The sequence below is a fragment of the Streptomyces sp. NPDC006872 genome (assembly GCF_040635845.1).
GTDB lineage: Bacteria > Actinomycetota > Actinomycetes > Streptomycetales > Streptomycetaceae > Streptomyces.
Genome location: NZ_JBEYIL010000002.1, coordinates 148,412 through 163,695, shown reverse-complemented (window position 1 = coordinate 163,695; position 15,284 = coordinate 148,412). Strand labels below are relative to the sequence as shown.

The following is a 15,284-nucleotide window of genomic DNA, read 5'->3' as shown; positions in this document are numbered from 1 at the left end:
TTAGATAGTGAGCGGATCAAGCTCAGCCCAGCTCGCGCCGATCGCCCGGAGGTCTTGTTGTTCACGTCCGTCGACGATGTCTCCGCCCGACTCGCCGAGAGCGGCTATCTGGCCTCCCCCGCCGTCGCCACCACCGTCTTCCTCGCCGACCGGCTCGGCAAGCCGCTGCTGGTGGAGGGCCCGGCCGGGGTCGGCAAGACCGAACTCGCCAAGGCCGTCGCACAGGTGGCGGACGCCCGGCTGGTGCGGCTGCAGTGCTACGAGGGCGTCGACGAGTCCCGGGCGCTGTACGAGTGGAACCACGCCAAGCAGTTGCTGCGCATCAGCGCGGGCCGCGACGAGACGTGGGACGAGACCCGCACGGACATCTTCAGCGAGGAGTTCCTCCTCCCGCGCCCGCTGCTGACCGCCATCCGCGGCGACGAGCCGACCGTCCTGCTGATCGACGAGACCGACAAGGCCGACGTCGAGGTGGAGGGACTGCTCCTCGAAGTGCTCAGCGACTTCCAGGTCACCGTCCCGGAGCTGGGCACGATCACCGCGACCCGCCGCCCCTTCGTCGTCCTGACCTCGAACGCGAGCCGTGAGCTGTCGGAGGCGCTGCGCCGCCGCTGTCTGTTCCTGCACATCGGGTTCCCCGAGGAGGAGCTGGAGCGGCGGATAGTCCGGCTGAAGGTGCCCGGCATCGAGGCGGCGCTGGCCGAGTCGGTGGTCCGGGTGGTCGGCGCGCTGCGGGCGATGGACCTGCGCAAGGCGCCCTCCGTCGCCGAGACGATCGACTGGGCGCGCACCCTGCTCGCGCTCGGCGCCACCGCCCTCGACGAAGCCGTGGTCCGGGACAGTCTGGGCGTGATCCTCAAGCACCAGGACGACATCCTCAAGGCCGGCGCCAAGCTCGACCTGGACGCCGTGTGAGCGCCGAGGTGGCCGACCGTCTGGTCGGCTTCGTCGCCGCGCTGCGCGCGCACGGCCTGCGCGTCGGCACCGGCGAGACGGTGGACGCCGCCGAGGCCGCGGCGGCGCTGGGCTTCACGGACCGCGCCCTGCTGCGCGAGGGACTGGCCGCGACGCTGCTGCACTCGACGGACCAACGGCGGGTGTTCGACACCGTCTTCGACCTGTACTTCCCGCATGGCGTCGGCGCGCCCCGGGGCGAGCCCGGCGACCGGGACGACCTGCGCGACCGGCTGGCCGCCGCGCTCGCCGCGGGTGACGAGGCGATGCTGGCCCGGCTGGCGATCGAGGCCGTCGACGGGCTGGGCGGATACGGGAGTTCACCGGGCGCGGACGGCTGGTCGTCGTACCAGACCCTGGAACGGCTGCGCCCGCAGACGCTGTTGGCGCGGGTCCGGGACGACATCCGCGCCGGGGGCGGCGCCTCCGGGTTCACCGACCGGTTGCTGGAGGACGAGATCCGGCGTCGTATCGAGGTCTTCCGGGCGCTGACGGCCGGGGAGGCGCGGCGCCGGGTGGCCGAGCGGCGAGGGCGCGACGAGATCGCCCGGCGCGCGGTGGCGCCGACCGCCGACCGCGTCGACTTCCTGTACGCCGGGAAGGACCGGCTGGCCGAACTGCGGCGCACGGTACAGCCGTTGGCCCGCAAGCTGGCGACCCGGATGGCCGCGCGCCGCCGCCGGGCCGCCCGGGGCACGATCGATCTGCGGCGCACCCTGCGCGGCTCGCTCTCGACGGGCGGGGTGCCGATGCGGCCCGTGCTGCGCCGCCGGCGTCCGGTCCGCCCCGAACTGGTGCTGCTGTGCGATGTGTCGGGCTCGGTGTCGGGGTTCTCCGACTTCACGATGCTGCTGGTGCAGGCGCTGCACGAGCAGTTCGCCAAGGTGCGGGTGTTCGCCTTCGTCAACCGGATCGACGAGGTGACGGGGCTGCTGGAACACGGCGCGGCCGACCCGGAGGGCCTCGGCGCCCGTATCCGGGCGGAGTCGACGCTGACGGGCTACCACGGCAGCAGCGACTACGGCGTCGCCCTGGGCGAGTTCGCCGAGCGGTACGGCGCCGCGGTCGGGCCGCGCACCACGCTCTTCGTGCTGGGCGACGCCCGGACGAACATGAGCGACCCGAATCTGGCGGCGCTGCGGCAGATCGCCCGACAGGCCCGTCAGGTCCACTGGTTGAACCCGGAGCCGCGTCCGCAGTGGGGCACGGGCGACTCGGCGGCGCCCGAGTACGCCGAGCTGGTCGCGATGCACGAGTGCCGCAACGCTCACCAACTCGGCGTACTGGTAGGAAAGTTGCTGCCGGTCTAGCCTGCCCCGGCCGGCTGTCCTACGCCTTCGCGTACTCCTTCGCCATGCCTCCGGCGAAGTCGTACACCACGCACTGCTCGTCGCCCACGACCCAGGCGTCATGTCCGGGCGAGACCACGAAGACGTCGCCGGGGCCCAGCTCGGACTCGCCGCCGTCGTCCATCTTGACGTGCATCCGTCCCTGGAGGACATAGCCGTTGTGGTGGACCTCGCAGCTCTTGGTGCCCGCTATCGGCGCCACCGACTCCGACCATCGCCAGCCGGGCTCGAACGTCGCCACGGCGAAGTCGAGTCCGCTCATGTGGACGGCTTCGAGATGTCCTCGGGGAAAGTCCCGCCGCTCGTCCGGCTTGTCGAGCGTCTTCACTTCCAGCATGACGCTCCTCCCTTCCGGCCGCACTTCACCGCGGCCGGGGCCGGTCCCCCCGGCGGCCCTGTACCTCACCGGCTGGGGGCCGCACCCCGCACCTCCATCGTCCGCCCGTCCGGCGGGGGCCGCCAATCGGGGCCCGGCCGCTCAGCCGGCGTCGCCGCACAGCTCGGCGAAGCGGGCGGTGTCGATGTTGCCGCCCGACACGATCACACCGACCCGCCGGGGCAGACCGCCGAGCCGCCCGGCCAGCAGAGCGGCGAGCGGAGTGGCCCCGCTCGGCTCCACGACGATCTTCAGGCGTTCGAAGGCGAACCGCATGGCCGCGCGGATCTCTTCGTCGGAGACCAGGACGATCTCGTCCACGAGTCGCCGGTTCACCGAGAAGGTGAGCTCGCCGGGTGTGTGCAGGGCCTGGCCGTCGGCGATGGTGCGCGGCACCGGGATCTCGACCCGTCGGCCCGCCTCCAGCGACCGCTTGGTGTCGTCCCCGGCCTCCGGTTCCACGCCGACGACCCGGATGCCCGGTCGCAGCCCCTTGACGGCGGTGGCGCTGCCGGCGATCAGCCCGCCGCCCCCGACCGGCGTCAGCAGGGCGTCCAACTCCCCTGCCTCCTCCAGGAGTTCGAGCGCGGCGGTGCCCTGGCCGGCCATGACGTGCGGGTGCTCGTAGGGCGGGATCAGGGTCAGTCCCCGCTCGGCCGCCAGGGCCTCGGCGATCGCCACCCGGTCGCCGGTGTAGCGGTCGTACGTCACGATCTCGGCGCCGTAGCCTTCCGTCGCCGCGCGCTTGGAGCGGGGCGCGTCCTCGGGCATGACGATCACGGCGGTGGTCCCGAGTTCCCGCGCGGCCAGCGCGACGGCCTGGGCGTGGTTGCCGGAGGAGTAGGCGGCGATGCCCCGGGCGAGCTGTCCGGGGGTCAGCCGGGAGGCCGCGTTGTAGGCGCCGCGGAACTTGAAGGCGCCGACGCGCTGGAAGTTCTCGCACTTCAGCAGGATCTCGGCGCCGACGATGCGGTCGAGGGTCCGGGAGCGGAGCACGGGCGTGCGGTGTGCGACGCCCTTGAGCCGGGCGGCCGCGTCGCGTACGTCGTCCAGGGTGATCGGCAGCGCGGGTGTGGTCGTCACGGGTGGGCCCCCTGGTGGGTGTCGTCGGTGCCGTTCGCCGCCGCCTCGTGCGAGGCTCTGGCCTGGGAGAGGTAGCTGTAGGCGGAGGCGCGGGAGATGCCGAGCCGGGCGGCGACCTGCTCGATGGCGCGGCGCACGGCGAACACACCGCGTTCGTCCAGGCTCCGGAAGAGCGCCAGGCGCCGTGCCCGGTCGAGGCCGGCCCAGGTCTGGTCCTGGCGCAGCAGATGGGTGTCGAGAAGGGTGTCGACGACGGAGTCGATGTCGTCGCCGAAGGTGGTCACCGGTGCGTCGGCCCGCGCTCCCGCCGTCCCCGCGAGCGCTGCCAGCAGTCCCTGCACCCGGTCCACCTCGCCCACGTCCACGTTGACGCACAGTGCGCCGAACACGGTGTCCGTGGAGTCGCGCAGCAGCATCGTGGACGACTTCACCAGCTTTCCGGCGCCGGTGCGGACGACGTAGTTCAGCTCGTCCACGGCGGCTTCGCCGCGGGCGAGGGCCCGCATGCCGATCTCGCTCATCGCCCCGCCGACCGTCCGCCCGGTCACCGCGCCGGCGACGGCGACGACGGATCCCTCCGGCCGCCGGTAGTCGTGCAGCACCACCTCGCACACCGGCCCGAAGGTCGCCGCGATGCCGTCGACGACGGGGGTGAGCGCCCGCAGGATCGCGTCCCGCTCGGATTCCTGGGATTCCATGCCGTCATTAGACCACACGTCCAGAGGCTGGACCAGGCGTCCAGATCAGGGCGGTGTGTTGACGCCTTCGGGGGAACCGTCGATCAAGGGGGTGGTGTCGCCAATTGCCGTTTCCCTAGGATGTGTTGCGGCCGCGCCGGTCCGGGGCACGGCAGGCAACTGGGGGAAGAGATGCAGCCTGGCAAGCCGCTGTCCACGTCGATCGACGCCACGGTCCCGACAGCCGCACGCATGTACGACCACTACCTCGGCGGCAAGGACAACTACGCGGCCGACCGCGCCGCCTGCGAGGAACTCGACAAGGTCGTCCCGAGCACCCGCGTCCTCGCGCTGAACAACCGGCGCTTCCTGCAGCGGGTCGTGAAGACCCTCGCCCAGGAGCACGGGATCCGGCAGTTCCTCGACCACGGCTCCGGCCTGCCCACCCAGGACAACGTGCACCAGGTCGCCCAGCGCATCGACCCGAGCACGCACGTCGTCTACGTCGACAACGACCCGATGGTGCTGGTGCACGGCCGGGCGCTGCTGGAGCAGGACGAGCGGACCACCGTCATCCACGCCGACATGCGCGAGACGCAGGCCATCTTCGAGCACGAGGACACAAAGCGCCTCATCGACTTCTCGCAGCCGGTGGCCGTGCTGTTCAACTCGGTCTTCCACTGCATCCCCGACAGCGACACCGACGGCCCGCGGGCCGTGGTCCGCCGGGTGTCCGAACGCCTGGCCCCCGGCAGCTGCCTGGTGATGTGTCAGCTGGTCAGCGAGGACCCCGCGGTCCGGGAGTTCGTCACCGACTTCATGGACAAGGCCACCCAGGGCCACTGGGGCCGGGTCCGCCAGGAGAAGGACGTCGCCGCGCTGTTCGAGGGCACGGAGATCCTCGACCCGGGTCTGGTGGAGGTCTCCACCTGGCGCCCCGACACCGAGGTGGCGCCCCGCCAACTCACCCAGGAGTGGATCGAGTTCGGCGGTGTGGCTCGGCTGGGCTAGACACCTGCCGGACGGACGTCAGGCGTAGCGCTGCCGGGCGGCCGTCTCCAACAGGGCGACGGACTCCCGTGGGTTGAGGGCCTCGTCGGCGAGCCGGTCCAGCGCGACCCGGTACTCCTCCGTCTCGTCCCGGTCCTCCAGGAAGGTGGCGCTCCTGATCTGCTCCAGATAGACGACGTCGGGCAGATCGGAGCCGCCGAAGCGCAGATAGGTGACCGGTATGGCCGGCGCCGAGGCGTGCGTGACGTCCAACGGCACCACCTGGACGGTGACATGGGGCAGCGCGGCCAGCTCCACGAGGTGGGCGAGCTGGTCGCGCATCACCTCGCGGCTGCCCAGCACCCGCAGCAGCACCGACTCGTCGAGGATCGCCCACACCCGCGGGGCGTCCGGCCGGCGCAGCAACTCGGTGCGCCTGGTGCGCAGTTCGACCCGGCGCTCGACCTCCCGCGGCGTCGCCGTCGGCAGCCCGCGCTCCACGACGGCGCGCGCGTACGCGGCGGTCTGCAACAGGCCCGGCACGTACTGGATCTCGAAGGTACGGATGGCGGTGGCCGCCTCCTGGAGACCGACCAGCCGGTCGAACCACTCGGGCATCAGCCGTTTGTCGTAGCGCTGCCACCAGCCCGGCTCACCCGCCTGCCGCAGCAACCGCAGCAGCACGGAGGCCTCGTGCTCGTCGGTCTCGTACAGCGACAGCAGCGCACGGACGTCCGCCTCGACGGGTGGCCTGCGGCCCTTGCCCGCCTCGATGCGCGACAGCTTCGCCGCGCTGAACCCGATGGCACGCGCCGCCTGGTCCTGGGAGAGCCCGAAGTCCTCCCGGATACCCGCCAGCTGAACTCCGACCAGCATTTTCAGCAAGGTCGGGGCGGGCTCGGCGCGGTTCAGATACGGTTCGAGACGGGAGACGCGAGGCGACTCGAGAGACATCCTGACTCCCCGTGGACCGGCAGACGACAGACGGCAGTATCGCATCCGAAGCCCTCCGGCCGCACGCGGCAAGGCGATCGAGCTCTCGGCGGGCGCCCGGCGGATCCCTCTCGGGTCTTCACGCGCCCACTTCACGACCCTCACGCGACCTTCACACGAGGTGGTCGAAATCCCCGCCCTTCGCCCCGGCCACGAACGCGGCCATCTCGGCCGGCGTGTACACCAGGGCCGGCCCGTCGGGGTCACGGGAGTTGCGCATCGCGACGCCTCCCCCGTCCAGGGCCGCGACCTCCACACAGTTGCCCTCGGCGTTGCTGTGACTGCTCTTGATCCAGCGGACGCCCAGCGAGCTGGCCCGCACTCCGTTCGGCACTGAAGGCACCGCACCCTCCTTGCTCGTACGCGCAATTTCCCGTGAAATTGCACGGGGACACCGTCAGCGTGGATACTATCCATGCCGTCAACCGCACTTCCGGCGCCCCGTCCTGACGTCGTCTCAGGGAGCTGCCCCGTGTCATCACCTGCGCAGATCCGGAGCCACCAGTCCGCTTCGGTGCACGACTCGCCCAGAACGGCCGCCCTGCACCTCACGGGCAGCCGGGACGGATTCGCCCAGGCACGGGACTTCACCCATCGCACGCTCGACTGCTGGTCCCTGGGCCACTGCGGCGACGACGCGGTCGTCGTCGTCACGGAACTGGCCGCCAACGCGGTCCTGCACGCACTCCCGCATCCGTGGGTGGACGAGTTCCACGCCCGGCTCAGGCTCACCCTGCGCCGCTCGCACCTCGTGTGCGCCGTCACCGACCCCAGCGACAACCTGCCCGTCTACCCGCACAGCGCGGACGCCCTGCTGGAACACGGCCGCGGACTTCAGATCGTCGAGGCCCTCTCGGAGCACTGGGGCTGGACCCGCCGCTCCCCCGTGGGCAAGACCGTCTGGGCCATGCTGCCGACCCACCACCGACCCTGATCCCCCACACCTGATATCTGAGATGACTGCCACGAAGAGAACCGCACCGTTAGCAGCCCTGGGACATGTGCCGTGGCCCGAGATCAAGGACTCCACCGGCTCCGCCGCGGCCATCCCGTCCCTGCTCACCACGGTCGCCCGCGGCGACGCCGACAGCGCCGGCTCGGCGCTCGGCCAACTGCGCCGACGCATCTGTCAGTTCGGCTTCATCGTCGACGAGGCGACGGCGGCGACGGTGCCCTTCCTCTGGGAACTCGTGCGACGCCCCGAGGTGACCTGTCGCCCGCAGATCCTGCAGCTGCTGAAGAGCATCGCCGACACCCGGCAGTGGGAGACGACGGCCGTCGCCTACCCCAAGCTGCTGCACCATCCCGACAACTACGTGGCCTGGGAACGGGCGGCCCGCGACGCCGTCCACGCCCAGCGCGACGTGCTCCCCCAGCTGCTCACCGAGCGGGACACCGAGATCGTGCGGGCCACGACGGAACTCGTGGCGACACTCACCCACTGAGGCGCGCTCCCGCACCGGAGCGCTAGGTTGACCGCATGAGCAACCTTGACCGCGCCCCCGTGCCCAGTGTGTGCGGCGGCCGTGGATTCGTCGTCGCCGAACCCGTCCGCGAGCTGCTGAGCCCCCGGCATGTGAAGCTCGGCGAGTCGACCGAGGTACGCCGACTGCTGCCGAACCTCGGCCGGCGGATGATCGGCGCCTGGGCCTTCGTCGACCACTACGGCCCCGACGACATCGCCGACGAACCCGGCATGCAGGTCCCGCCGCATCCGCACATGGGTCTGCAGACCGTCAGCTGGCTGCACGAGGGCGAGGTGCTGCACCGCGACTCGACCGGCAGCCTGCAGACCATCCGGCCCAGGGAACTGGGGCTGATGACCTCGGGGCGTGCGATCAGCCACTCCGAGGAGAGTCCCAGGACGCACGCCCGGTATCTGCACGGAGCCCAGCTCTGGGTCGCGCTGCCGGACGCCCACCGGCACACCGACCCGCGTTTCGAGCACCACGCCGACCTGCCCACGGTCACGGCCCCCGGCCTCACGGCCACGGTGCTCCTCGGCGACCTCGACGGCTCCACCTCGCCCGGCACGGCGTACACCCCCATCGTGGGCGCCGACCTCACGCTCGCCCGCGGCGCGGACGTACGGCTGCCGCTGCTGCCCGACTTCGAGTACGGCGTGCTGTCGATGTCCGGCGAGGTCGAGGTGGACGGCGTCCCCGTCCTCCCCGGCTCGATGCTCTACCTCGGCTGCGGCCGCACCGAACTGCCTCTGCGGGCCGAGTCCGACGCGGGTCTGATGCTGCTCGGCGGCGAGCCGTTCGACGAGGAGCTGATCATGTTCTGGAACTTCGTCGGCCGCACCCAGGCCGAGATCGAACAGGCCCGCGAGGACTGGATGACGGGCAGCCGCTTCGGTGAGGTGAAGGGCTACGACGGGGACCCGCTGCCCGCACCGGCACTGCCCCCGGTGCCGCTGAAGCCGCGAGGCAGGGCGCGCTGACGCGTTGTCGCCGCCGACGACGACTGCCGTCGTCGGCGGCGAGCTCTTCGGCGGTCAGCGGCCCATGCGTTCCGCGCCGGATCAGGCCGCGCGGCCGGCCTTGAGCGCGGCCGCGATCTCGACGGCACGGCGGGCCTGGTGGCGGGCCGCCTGCAGGGGCACCTCACCGGGCGCGCCGTCGCCGGCCACGTGGGAGGTCCCGTAGGGGTTGCCCGACTGGAACTGGACGGGGTCGGTGTAGCCGGGGGGCACGATCACGCCGCCCCAGTGGTAGAAGGTGTTCCCCAGCGCCAGGAGGGTCGACTCCTGGCCTCCGTGGGCGGTGTTGGAGGCGGTGAAGGCCGAGTACACCTTGCCCGCGAGCTTGCCCTGGAACCACAGCGGGCCGGTGGTCTCCATGAAGGCCCTGAGCTGGCTGGCCGGGTTGCCGAAGCGGGCGGGGGTGCCGAACAGCACCACGTCCGCCCACTCCACGTCGTCGAGGCTCGCCTGGGCGACCTCGGCGGTGTCCTGAAGGTGCTGGGCCCACTCCGCCCGGGAGTCGACCGCTTCCGGCGGGGCCGTCTCCGCGACCTTGCGCAGTCGCACCTGCGCGCCGGCCTTCTCCGCACCTTCGACGGCCGCCTGCGCCAAAGCGTGCACATTGCCTGTGGAGCTGTAGTAAATGATCGAGACGTTGACCGATTCCGACATCGGTTGCCTACTTTCCTCGCCGGGACAGCGTTTGCGTTCATCAGTGCCGACGACGCGGCCCTGTGGAACGTGAGGCGAAGCGGCGCCCGGCTCACATTCCGCCGCGCTGTCTCGTCGAACTGAACGGGAGCAGAACGACCGAGGGAGTCGGCGACACCATGACCGAACCGTCCACGTCCGAGCACGACAGGACCGATCCGAGCCTGAGCGCGATCATGAGCGAGCGGCAGCAGCTGATCAATCTCACGTACCGGCTCCTCGGCTCACTGACCGAGGCCGAGGACGTCGTGCAGGAGACCTACACCCGCTGGTACGCCATGTCGCCACAGCAACGGGAGGCCGTCGAAACCCCCGGCGCCTGGCTGACGACGGTCGCCAGCCGCATCTGCCTCGACCTGCTCGGCTCGGCACGGGCCCGGCGCGAGCGCTACGTCGGGGAATGGGTCCCGGAGCCGCTGCCCGACGGCATGCAGTGGGTCAGCGGGCGGTGGGGCGGCACCGCCGCGGCCGACCCGGCCGACCGGGTCACCCTCGACGAGTCGATCAACATGGCCTTCCTCGTCGTCCTCGACCTGATGACCCCGGCCGAGCGGGTCGCGTTCATCCTGCACGACGTCTTCCGCTACTCCTTCGCCGAAGTGGCCGCGATCGTCGGCCGGACGCCGGCGGCGTGCCGGCAGCTGGCCTCGTCGGCCCGCCGCCGGATACGCGCCTCGCAGTCCGCCGCGGCCCCGGCAGCCCTGCGCGCCGACACCGTCCGGGCCTTCAAGCAGGCGTGGGCGGCCAAGGACATCGACGCCCTCATCGGGCTGCTCGCCCCCGATGCCACGGCGACCGGCGACGGCGGCGGACTCGTCCCGGCCGCGCTCCACCCGGTCGAGGGCGCCGAGCAGATCGCGCGCTTCTTCGCCGGCCGGATGGACTCGGCGCCCGACGTGACGCTGGTGGAGAGCACGGTCAACGGTCAGCCGGGGCTGGTCGCCCAGGTGGACGGCGTCTCCGTGTCGGTGCTGGCGTTCGACGTCGAGGGCGACCGGATCAAGCGGATCTGGGCGGTGCTCAACCCCGACAAGCTCCGGCCCTGGAGGACGGCGGGCTGACCGTCGTCCGATGCTCACCTGCCGTTACTCACCTGCCGTAACGCCGCTCCCGGGCCGCGTATGAACGCAGTGCGCGCAGCAGGTCTATCTCACGGAAGGCAGGCCACAGGACTTCGACGAAATGCACCTCCGCGTACGCGGACTGCCAGAGCAGAAAGCCCGACAGCCGCTGCTCACCGGAGGTGCGGATGACGAAGTCGGTGTCGTGGCCCGCCGAGGAGTAGAGGTTGTCGGAGATGTGCTGGAGATCGAAGTTCTCGGCCAGTTCGCGCGGGTCGCCCCCGGCGGAGACGTGTTTGTCGAAGGCGGACCGGACCGCGTCGATGATCTCGCGGCGCCCGCCGTAGCCGACCGCCACATCGACCTTGAGGCCCGCCCGGTGGGTGGTGCCCGCGACGGCGTCCTTCAGGGCCCGCGCGGTGTCCGCCGGCAGCAGGTCCAGCGAGCCGATGACCTCGATCTGCCAGTCCTCGTCGGCCGCGCAGATGCTGGCCACGGTCTCTTCGATGATGGCGAGCAGTGGCTCGAGCTCGGCCGGCGGCCGGTGGAGGTTGTCGTCGGACAGCATCCACAGGGTGACGTGCTCGATGTCCGCGGCGGCGCACCAGCGCAGGAAGTCGCCCACCTTCGCACCGCCGACGCGGTAGCCCTCACGGACGTCGTCGTGCCCGGCTCCGCGCGCCCACCGGCGGTTGCCGTCCAGCATGATGGCGACGTGCCGTGGACGGGGTTTGCCCTCCAACTTGCGCGCCAGGCGCCTGACGTACAGGGCTTCCAATGCCGAGCGAAGCGCCCTCAGTGCCACGTGCCATGTCCCTTCGTCCCCGCCAACGACCGACCGGGAGCCACCGTATCGCCCGGCGCCCGCCGCCCCGTCCGCCGCCCCGCCCGGGGGCCTGGCAGGGGGTCGGGCACGGGGTCGGGCAGATGAATATAGTAGCCATGGACATAGTAGCCATGTAATCTATCGAGCATGAGCAAGGGTTCCGAACGGGCCACGCCCGGTTTCCTCGTGTGGCGTCTGTCGACGAAGTGGCGTGTGGCGGTGGACCGGGCGGTGGCTCCGCTCGGCCTCACCCACGCGCAGTACTCGCTGATCGCGTCACTGCACGGCATGCAGCGCGCGGGCGAACGCCCCAGCCAGCGGCGGCTCGCCGACCACACCGGCCTGGAGCCGCTCTACGTCTCGAAGCTCGCCAGAGCCCTGGAGTCCGCCGGCCTGATCGAGCGGACCCGCGACCCCCGCGACCCGCGTGCGGTCCAACTCGCGCTCACCGCGCAGGGCGAGGAGGTCACCCGACGCGCGATCACGGTCGTCCAGGGGCTGCTGGAGCAGTTGCTGGCGCCTCTGGGCGGCATGAAGAGCGCCCGGACGCACGCGCTGACCGACGAACTGAGGACCCTGCTCGACGTACCGCTCGAACCCATCGAGACCTCCCAGGGGGAGTCATGACCACCACCGCACCTCCCGCCGACAGCCGCCTCATCGGCCGGGCGCACTACGCCAGCCGCGCCGTCCTGGAGCACTTCCTGGCCCGCCACGGGGCCACCTTCCTCCAGCAGTTGACCCTGCGGGCGACCGTCCTCGCCGACGGGCCGCTGGAGCTCGACGCGCTCGTCGAGCAGATCGCCGGATCGCTCAAGAACGACCCGGCGGACGTGCACCGCACCGTCGACGAGCTCCTCGCCAAGGGGCTGTTGGTGGCCGACGGCACACTGGTCGGGCCCACGGACGCCGGGCGCGAGCTGATCGCCGCCGTCCTCGCCGAGACGGGCGGGATCACCGCCCGGATCTACGCCGGAATCCCCCCGGAGGATCTGGCCGCCGCCGGCCGGGTCCTCGTCCACGTCACCGAGCGGGCCGAGGCGGAGCTGGCCGTGCTCGACGGTCAGCCGTAGTGGAATATTCAACTACCCCGTCCGGTTGACCGCCCCGAAGGAGGTCACGAGTGGACACGACATACACGACGTACTACGCCCACGGAACGCCGGCGGAGCGGTGGGAGCGGGCGCAGCAGTTCTTCGGCGCCAAGGAGTACGCGACGGCCGCGCAGGTGCTGGTCGGACTCGTCGAGGAGGTGCCGGAGCAGACCGGGCCCCGGCTGCTGCTGGCCCGCGCCTACTACCACTCGGCCCAACTGCTGCGCGCCGAAGCCGAGCTGCGGGTGATCGTCGAGCGTGACCCGGTGGAGCACTACGCCCGGCTGATGCTCGGCCGCACCCTGGAGCGCCAGGGTCGGCACGAGGAGGCGGGACCGCACCTGCGGATCGCCTCGGCGCTGGCGGGCGACTTCCCGCAGGAGTGACAGAACCGAAGAAGCGGCCCGGCGGTGGAACCCACCGCCGGGCCGCTCCCATGTCGCTGCCGTACCGCTCCGGCCCCAGATCTCAGACCGTCGTCCGCCGCCCCCGTCGGTACGCGATCTCGCCGAGGACGATGTCCACGAGCAGGAAGCCGGCCAGCGGGATGCCGAGGAGCGGGATGAAGTAGCCGACCACGGCGACCCCCGCCATCAGCGGGACCAGGACGTACGGCGGAACCTGCGCCCAGGCGCCGCGCGGGATCGGCCGGCCGAAGGATGAGCCGCGGCCGCGCTGCCACCACATGCGGTAGCCCAGCACGATCAGCAGGATCAGGGAGAGCGTGAGGACCATCAGCGCGAGCTGGTTGACCAGGCCGAACAGAACGCCGGTGTGCAGGTCGATCCCCCATCGGGTCAGCTTGGCGAGCAGCGGGTAGTCCGCGAACCGCACGGTGTCGGTGACCTCGCCGGTGGCCGGGTCGATCGCGACCGCGTCCTGCTTCTCGGGCCAGCTGCGCTGCACCTGCTTGACCACGTACGCGGAGGACGCGTCCGCGGGCGGGACCATCTCGACCGGGTCGCCCAGGCCCTCGGCGCGCGCGGCGGACAGGATCTTGTCGAGGCCGACGCCGTGCTCGCCGTCCCCGCCCGCGGCGGACGCCGAGTCGTGCCCGGCGTGCTCGCCGCCGCCCGCGGCCGCGGAGACCGACGGGGTGGACTGGCCGAGGGAGGTGCGCAGTTCGTCGACGTTGGCGCCCGCGTACGTCGACCAGGTCAGTCCGGTCGCGGACAGGAAGAAGAACCCGGCGGCGGCCCACACGCCGACCGTGCCGTGCAGCCCGAGCGTGCGGCGCCGCCCGCTGGTGCCGCGCACCTTGCGCAGGGCGCGGCGGCGGGAGAACCACAGCGCGACCCCGCCGCCCGCGATCACCCACAGCCAGCTCGCGGCGAACTCGCTGTAGAGACGCCCGTTCTCACCGAGGTGCAGGTCGCGGTGGAACTCGTCGATCCAGGTGCGCAGCGGCAGCGCGCCGGTCGAGCCGTACTGCTCCAGCGCGCCGCGCACCGTGCCGGTGTACGGGTCGACGAACACGGCGAGGGTGTGGGTGGCGGCGACTCCCTCGACGCCCGACAGCATCACCCTGGTCGTGGCGTCGTCCTCCGGCGAGGGGCGCACGGCCGAGACCGTTCCCTCGGGGTGGGCCTTGCGGGCGGCGTCCACCTGCTCGGAGATCGGCAGCTTCGTGTCACCGACCGGCACGGTCAGCTCCTGGGAGTACAGGAGCTTCTCGGCCTGGAACGCGCCGGCGTAGAGAAACCCGGTGACGGCGGCGATCAGCACGAAGGGCGCGACGAACAGGCCGGCGTAGAAGTGCAGGCGCAGGACCAGGGGACGCAGCGGGGCCCATGGGCCGCGGGACTTCGGCGCGGGGGCCGCTGCCTGCGGGACCTCGTCCGTGCTGGTCGGGGGAGCGATGGACATCGGCGGGCTTCTCCGGGGTCGGGGTGGCCGGGGTGGGGAGGGGACGTTTCCCGGCGTGACGATCAGGTAGTCGGAACGGGACCCCTTCGAGTTCCGACCACTTCGAGTGACCTGCGTCACATGGACCTCGAGCGTGGCATCCTGGCCGAATGGCATCTCCCAGTACCCGCGCGCCCCTTGCCGACCGGATCGAGGAACTCCTCGCCCCCGGCGGCCCGTTGCCCATCGTCGCGGCCGGCGACCCGGTCCTGCGGGCCGGGACCGCGCGCTACGACGGCGAGCTCGACCCCGCCCTGCTGGCCCGGTTCGTGGAGGCCCTGCGCGTCACCATGCTCGCCGCCCCGGGTGTCGGTCTCGCCGCCCCGCAGGTCGGCGTGGAACTGCGGATCGCGGTGATCGAGGACCCCGCTCCGGTGCCGGAGGAGGTGCGGCTGGCCCGCGGGCGGGTGCCGCTGCCGTTCCGGGTCCTGGTCAACCCGTCGTACGAGCCGGTCGGTTCCGCGCGGGTCGGCTTCTTCGAGGGCTGTCTGAGCGTGCCCGGCTACCAGGCGGTGGTGGCCCGGCCCGCCGAGGTGCGGCTGACCGGCGAGGACGAGCAGGGGCGGCCGCTGGACGAGGTGTTCGCCGGGTGGCCCGCCCGTATCGTCCAGCACGAGACGGACCACCTCGACGGCCTGCTCTACCTCGACCAGGCCGAACCGCGCTCGCTGTCGGCCAACCAGGCCGTGCTGGAGCGTTGGACGCAGCCCACGCCGCAGGAGGCGGCGCGGGCGCTGAACTTCGAGTTGCCGTAGGTCGATTGCCGCAGGTCGATTGCCGTGGGTCAGCTGCCGTGGG

At 71.8% G+C, this 15,284-nt stretch carries 19 protein-coding genes; 11 read left to right on the top strand and 8 right to left on the bottom strand.

All coding sequences use genetic code 11. The features are described 5' to 3' along the window. Positions 1-57 precede the first annotated feature (57 nt). Together ABZ725_RS05805 and ABZ725_RS05800 are read left to right on the top strand one after the other, a co-directional pair. Positions 58-915: a MoxR family ATPase gene (locus ABZ725_RS05805; RefSeq protein WP_358801510.1), complete on the top strand. Its 858-nt coding sequence runs from the start codon at positions 58-60 to the stop codon at positions 913-915. Further along, positions 912-2,264, top strand: coding sequence for a VWA domain-containing protein (locus ABZ725_RS05800; RefSeq protein WP_358801509.1), 1,353 nt, complete (start codon positions 912-914; stop codon positions 2,262-2,264). Before ABZ725_RS05805 ends, ABZ725_RS05800 begins: the two co-directional genes overlap by 4 nt. Positions 2,265-2,283: 19 nt before the next feature. On the opposite strand, the gene ABZ725_RS05795 is transcribed toward ABZ725_RS05800, so the two are convergent. The 3 genes from ABZ725_RS05795 to ABZ725_RS05785 all read right to left on the bottom strand — a co-directional run bounded on the left by ABZ725_RS05795 (position 2,284) and on the right by ABZ725_RS05785 (position 4,460). After that, positions 2,284-2,640 carry a cupin domain-containing protein gene (locus ABZ725_RS05795; protein ID WP_351918497.1) on the bottom strand — a complete coding sequence of 119 codons (357 nt, stop codon included), beginning with the start codon at positions 2,638-2,640 and terminating at the stop codon, positions 2,284-2,286. 141 nt (positions 2,641-2,781) lie between these two features. Next, complete coding sequence (locus tag ABZ725_RS05790; RefSeq protein ID WP_358801508.1) at positions 2,782-3,762, bottom strand: threo-3-hydroxy-L-aspartate ammonia-lyase; 981 nt, start codon at positions 3,760-3,762, stop codon at positions 2,782-2,784. Then, on the bottom strand, positions 3,759-4,460 hold the full coding sequence (locus tag ABZ725_RS05785; RefSeq protein WP_358801507.1) for a PAS domain-containing protein: 702 nt from the start codon (positions 4,458-4,460) through the stop codon (positions 3,759-3,761). The genes ABZ725_RS05790 and ABZ725_RS05785 overlap by 4 nt, the downstream gene beginning before the upstream one ends. A gap of 171 nt (positions 4,461-4,631) precedes the next feature. On the opposite strand from ABZ725_RS05785, the gene ABZ725_RS05780 reads away from it, so the two are divergent. After that, a complete protein-coding gene (locus ABZ725_RS05780) occupies positions 4,632-5,450 on the top strand; it encodes an SAM-dependent methyltransferase (protein ID WP_358801506.1) in 819 nt (272 codons plus the stop codon). Positions 5,451-5,468: 18 nt separating this feature from the next. Here ABZ725_RS05780 and ABZ725_RS05775 read toward each other — a convergent pair whose 3' ends face one another. Both ABZ725_RS05775 and ABZ725_RS05770 read right to left on the bottom strand, forming a co-directional pair. Further along, positions 5,469-6,383: a helix-turn-helix transcriptional regulator gene (locus tag ABZ725_RS05775; protein WP_358801505.1), complete on the bottom strand. Its 915-nt coding sequence runs from the start codon at positions 6,381-6,383 to the stop codon at positions 5,469-5,471. Between the two features lie 151 nt (positions 6,384-6,534). Beyond that, entirely contained in the window at positions 6,535-6,765 is a 231-nt protein-coding gene (locus ABZ725_RS05770) for a DUF397 domain-containing protein (RefSeq protein ID WP_358801504.1), read from the bottom strand. A 129-nt stretch (positions 6,766-6,894) separates the two neighbouring features. Between ABZ725_RS05770 and ABZ725_RS05765 the strand changes: the two genes are divergently transcribed. From ABZ725_RS05765 to ABZ725_RS05755, 3 genes are read left to right on the top strand one after another with little or no spacing between them, the layout of a single operon-like run. After that, positions 6,895-7,356, top strand: coding sequence for an ATP-binding protein (locus ABZ725_RS05765; protein ID WP_358801503.1), 462 nt, complete (start codon positions 6,895-6,897; stop codon positions 7,354-7,356). 22 nt (positions 7,357-7,378) lie between these two features. Beyond that, the gene (locus tag ABZ725_RS05760; RefSeq protein ID WP_358801502.1) at positions 7,379-7,867 is read left to right on the top strand and encodes a hypothetical protein; all 489 of its coding nucleotides are present in this window, start codon (positions 7,379-7,381) and stop codon (positions 7,865-7,867) included. A 35-nt stretch (positions 7,868-7,902) separates the two neighbouring features. Next, the gene (locus ABZ725_RS05755; protein WP_358801501.1) at positions 7,903-8,868 is read left to right on the top strand and encodes a pirin family protein; all 966 of its coding nucleotides are present in this window, start codon (positions 7,903-7,905) and stop codon (positions 8,866-8,868) included. An 81-nt stretch (positions 8,869-8,949) separates the two neighbouring features. Here the strand turns inward: ABZ725_RS05755 and wrbA are convergent, their stop codons facing one another. Then, positions 8,950-9,561, bottom strand: coding sequence for an NAD(P)H:quinone oxidoreductase (gene wrbA, locus ABZ725_RS05750; RefSeq protein ID WP_358801500.1), 612 nt, complete (start codon positions 9,559-9,561; stop codon positions 8,950-8,952). Between the two features lie 158 nt (positions 9,562-9,719). Here wrbA and sigJ point away from each other — a divergent pair, with 158 nt between their 5' ends. Further along, complete coding sequence (gene sigJ / locus ABZ725_RS05745) at positions 9,720-10,661, top strand: RNA polymerase sigma factor SigJ (protein WP_358801499.1); 942 nt, start codon at positions 9,720-9,722, stop codon at positions 10,659-10,661. Positions 10,662-10,689: 28 nt separating this feature from the next. Here sigJ and ABZ725_RS05740 read toward each other — a convergent pair whose 3' ends face one another. Further along, positions 10,690-11,460 (bottom strand): isoprenyl transferase, encoded by a 771-nt coding sequence (locus ABZ725_RS05740; RefSeq protein ID WP_358802050.1) that lies wholly within the window; start codon positions 11,458-11,460, stop codon positions 10,690-10,692. A gap of 174 nt (positions 11,461-11,634) precedes the next feature. Here ABZ725_RS05740 and ABZ725_RS05735 point away from each other — a divergent pair, with 174 nt between their 5' ends. From ABZ725_RS05735 to ABZ725_RS05725, 3 genes are read left to right on the top strand one after another with little or no spacing between them, the layout of a single operon-like run. Then, positions 11,635-12,114 carry a MarR family transcriptional regulator gene (locus ABZ725_RS05735; RefSeq protein ID WP_358801498.1) on the top strand — a complete coding sequence of 160 codons (480 nt, stop codon included), beginning with the start codon at positions 11,635-11,637 and terminating at the stop codon, positions 12,112-12,114. Next, a complete protein-coding gene (locus tag ABZ725_RS05730) occupies positions 12,111-12,560 on the top strand; it encodes a MarR family winged helix-turn-helix transcriptional regulator (RefSeq protein ID WP_358801497.1) in 450 nt (149 codons plus the stop codon). Before ABZ725_RS05735 ends, ABZ725_RS05730 begins: the two co-directional genes overlap by 4 nt. Positions 12,561-12,610: 50 nt before the next feature. Further along, positions 12,611-12,967 (top strand): tetratricopeptide repeat protein, encoded by a 357-nt coding sequence (locus tag ABZ725_RS05725; protein ID WP_358801496.1) that lies wholly within the window; start codon positions 12,611-12,613, stop codon positions 12,965-12,967. 82 nt (positions 12,968-13,049) lie between these two features. On the opposite strand, the gene ABZ725_RS05720 is transcribed toward ABZ725_RS05725, so the two are convergent. Next, complete coding sequence (locus tag ABZ725_RS05720) at positions 13,050-14,447, bottom strand: PepSY-associated TM helix domain-containing protein (RefSeq protein ID WP_358801495.1); 1,398 nt, start codon at positions 14,445-14,447, stop codon at positions 13,050-13,052. A 149-nt stretch (positions 14,448-14,596) separates the two neighbouring features. Between ABZ725_RS05720 and ABZ725_RS05715 the strand changes: the two genes are divergently transcribed. Beyond that, on the top strand, positions 14,597-15,241 hold the full coding sequence (locus tag ABZ725_RS05715; RefSeq protein ID WP_358801494.1) for a peptide deformylase: 645 nt from the start codon (positions 14,597-14,599) through the stop codon (positions 15,239-15,241). The last annotated feature ends 43 nt before the right edge of the window (positions 15,242-15,284 follow it).

Coding starts and splice junctions, on each gene's coding strand:
- ABZ725_RS05795 (WP_351918497.1), bottom strand. CDS start 2,640: ATGCTGGAAGTGAAGACGCTCGACAAGCCGGACGAGCGGCGGGACTTT.
- ABZ725_RS05785 (WP_358801507.1), bottom strand. CDS start 4,460: ATGGAATCCCAGGAATCCGAGCGGGACGCGATCCTGCGGGCGCTCACC.
- ABZ725_RS05780 (WP_358801506.1), top strand. CDS start 4,632: ATGCAGCCTGGCAAGCCGCTGTCCACGTCGATCGACGCCACGGTCCCG.
- ABZ725_RS05775 (WP_358801505.1), bottom strand. CDS start 6,383: ATGTCTCTCGAGTCGCCTCGCGTCTCCCGTCTCGAACCGTATCTGAAC.
- ABZ725_RS05760 (WP_358801502.1), top strand. CDS start 7,379: ATGACTGCCACGAAGAGAACCGCACCGTTAGCAGCCCTGGGACATGTG.
- ABZ725_RS05755 (WP_358801501.1), top strand. CDS start 7,903: ATGAGCAACCTTGACCGCGCCCCCGTGCCCAGTGTGTGCGGCGGCCGT.
- wrbA (WP_358801500.1), bottom strand. CDS start 9,561: ATGTCGGAATCGGTCAACGTCTCGATCATTTACTACAGCTCCACAGGC.
- sigJ (WP_358801499.1), top strand. CDS start 9,720: ATGACCGAACCGTCCACGTCCGAGCACGACAGGACCGATCCGAGCCTG.
- ABZ725_RS05735 (WP_358801498.1), top strand. CDS start 11,635: ATGAGCAAGGGTTCCGAACGGGCCACGCCCGGTTTCCTCGTGTGGCGT.
- ABZ725_RS05730 (WP_358801497.1), top strand. CDS start 12,111: ATGACCACCACCGCACCTCCCGCCGACAGCCGCCTCATCGGCCGGGCG.
- ABZ725_RS05720 (WP_358801495.1), bottom strand. CDS start 14,447: ATGTCCATCGCTCCCCCGACCAGCACGGACGAGGTCCCGCAGGCAGCG.
- ABZ725_RS05715 (WP_358801494.1), top strand. CDS start 14,597: ATGGCATCTCCCAGTACCCGCGCGCCCCTTGCCGACCGGATCGAGGAA.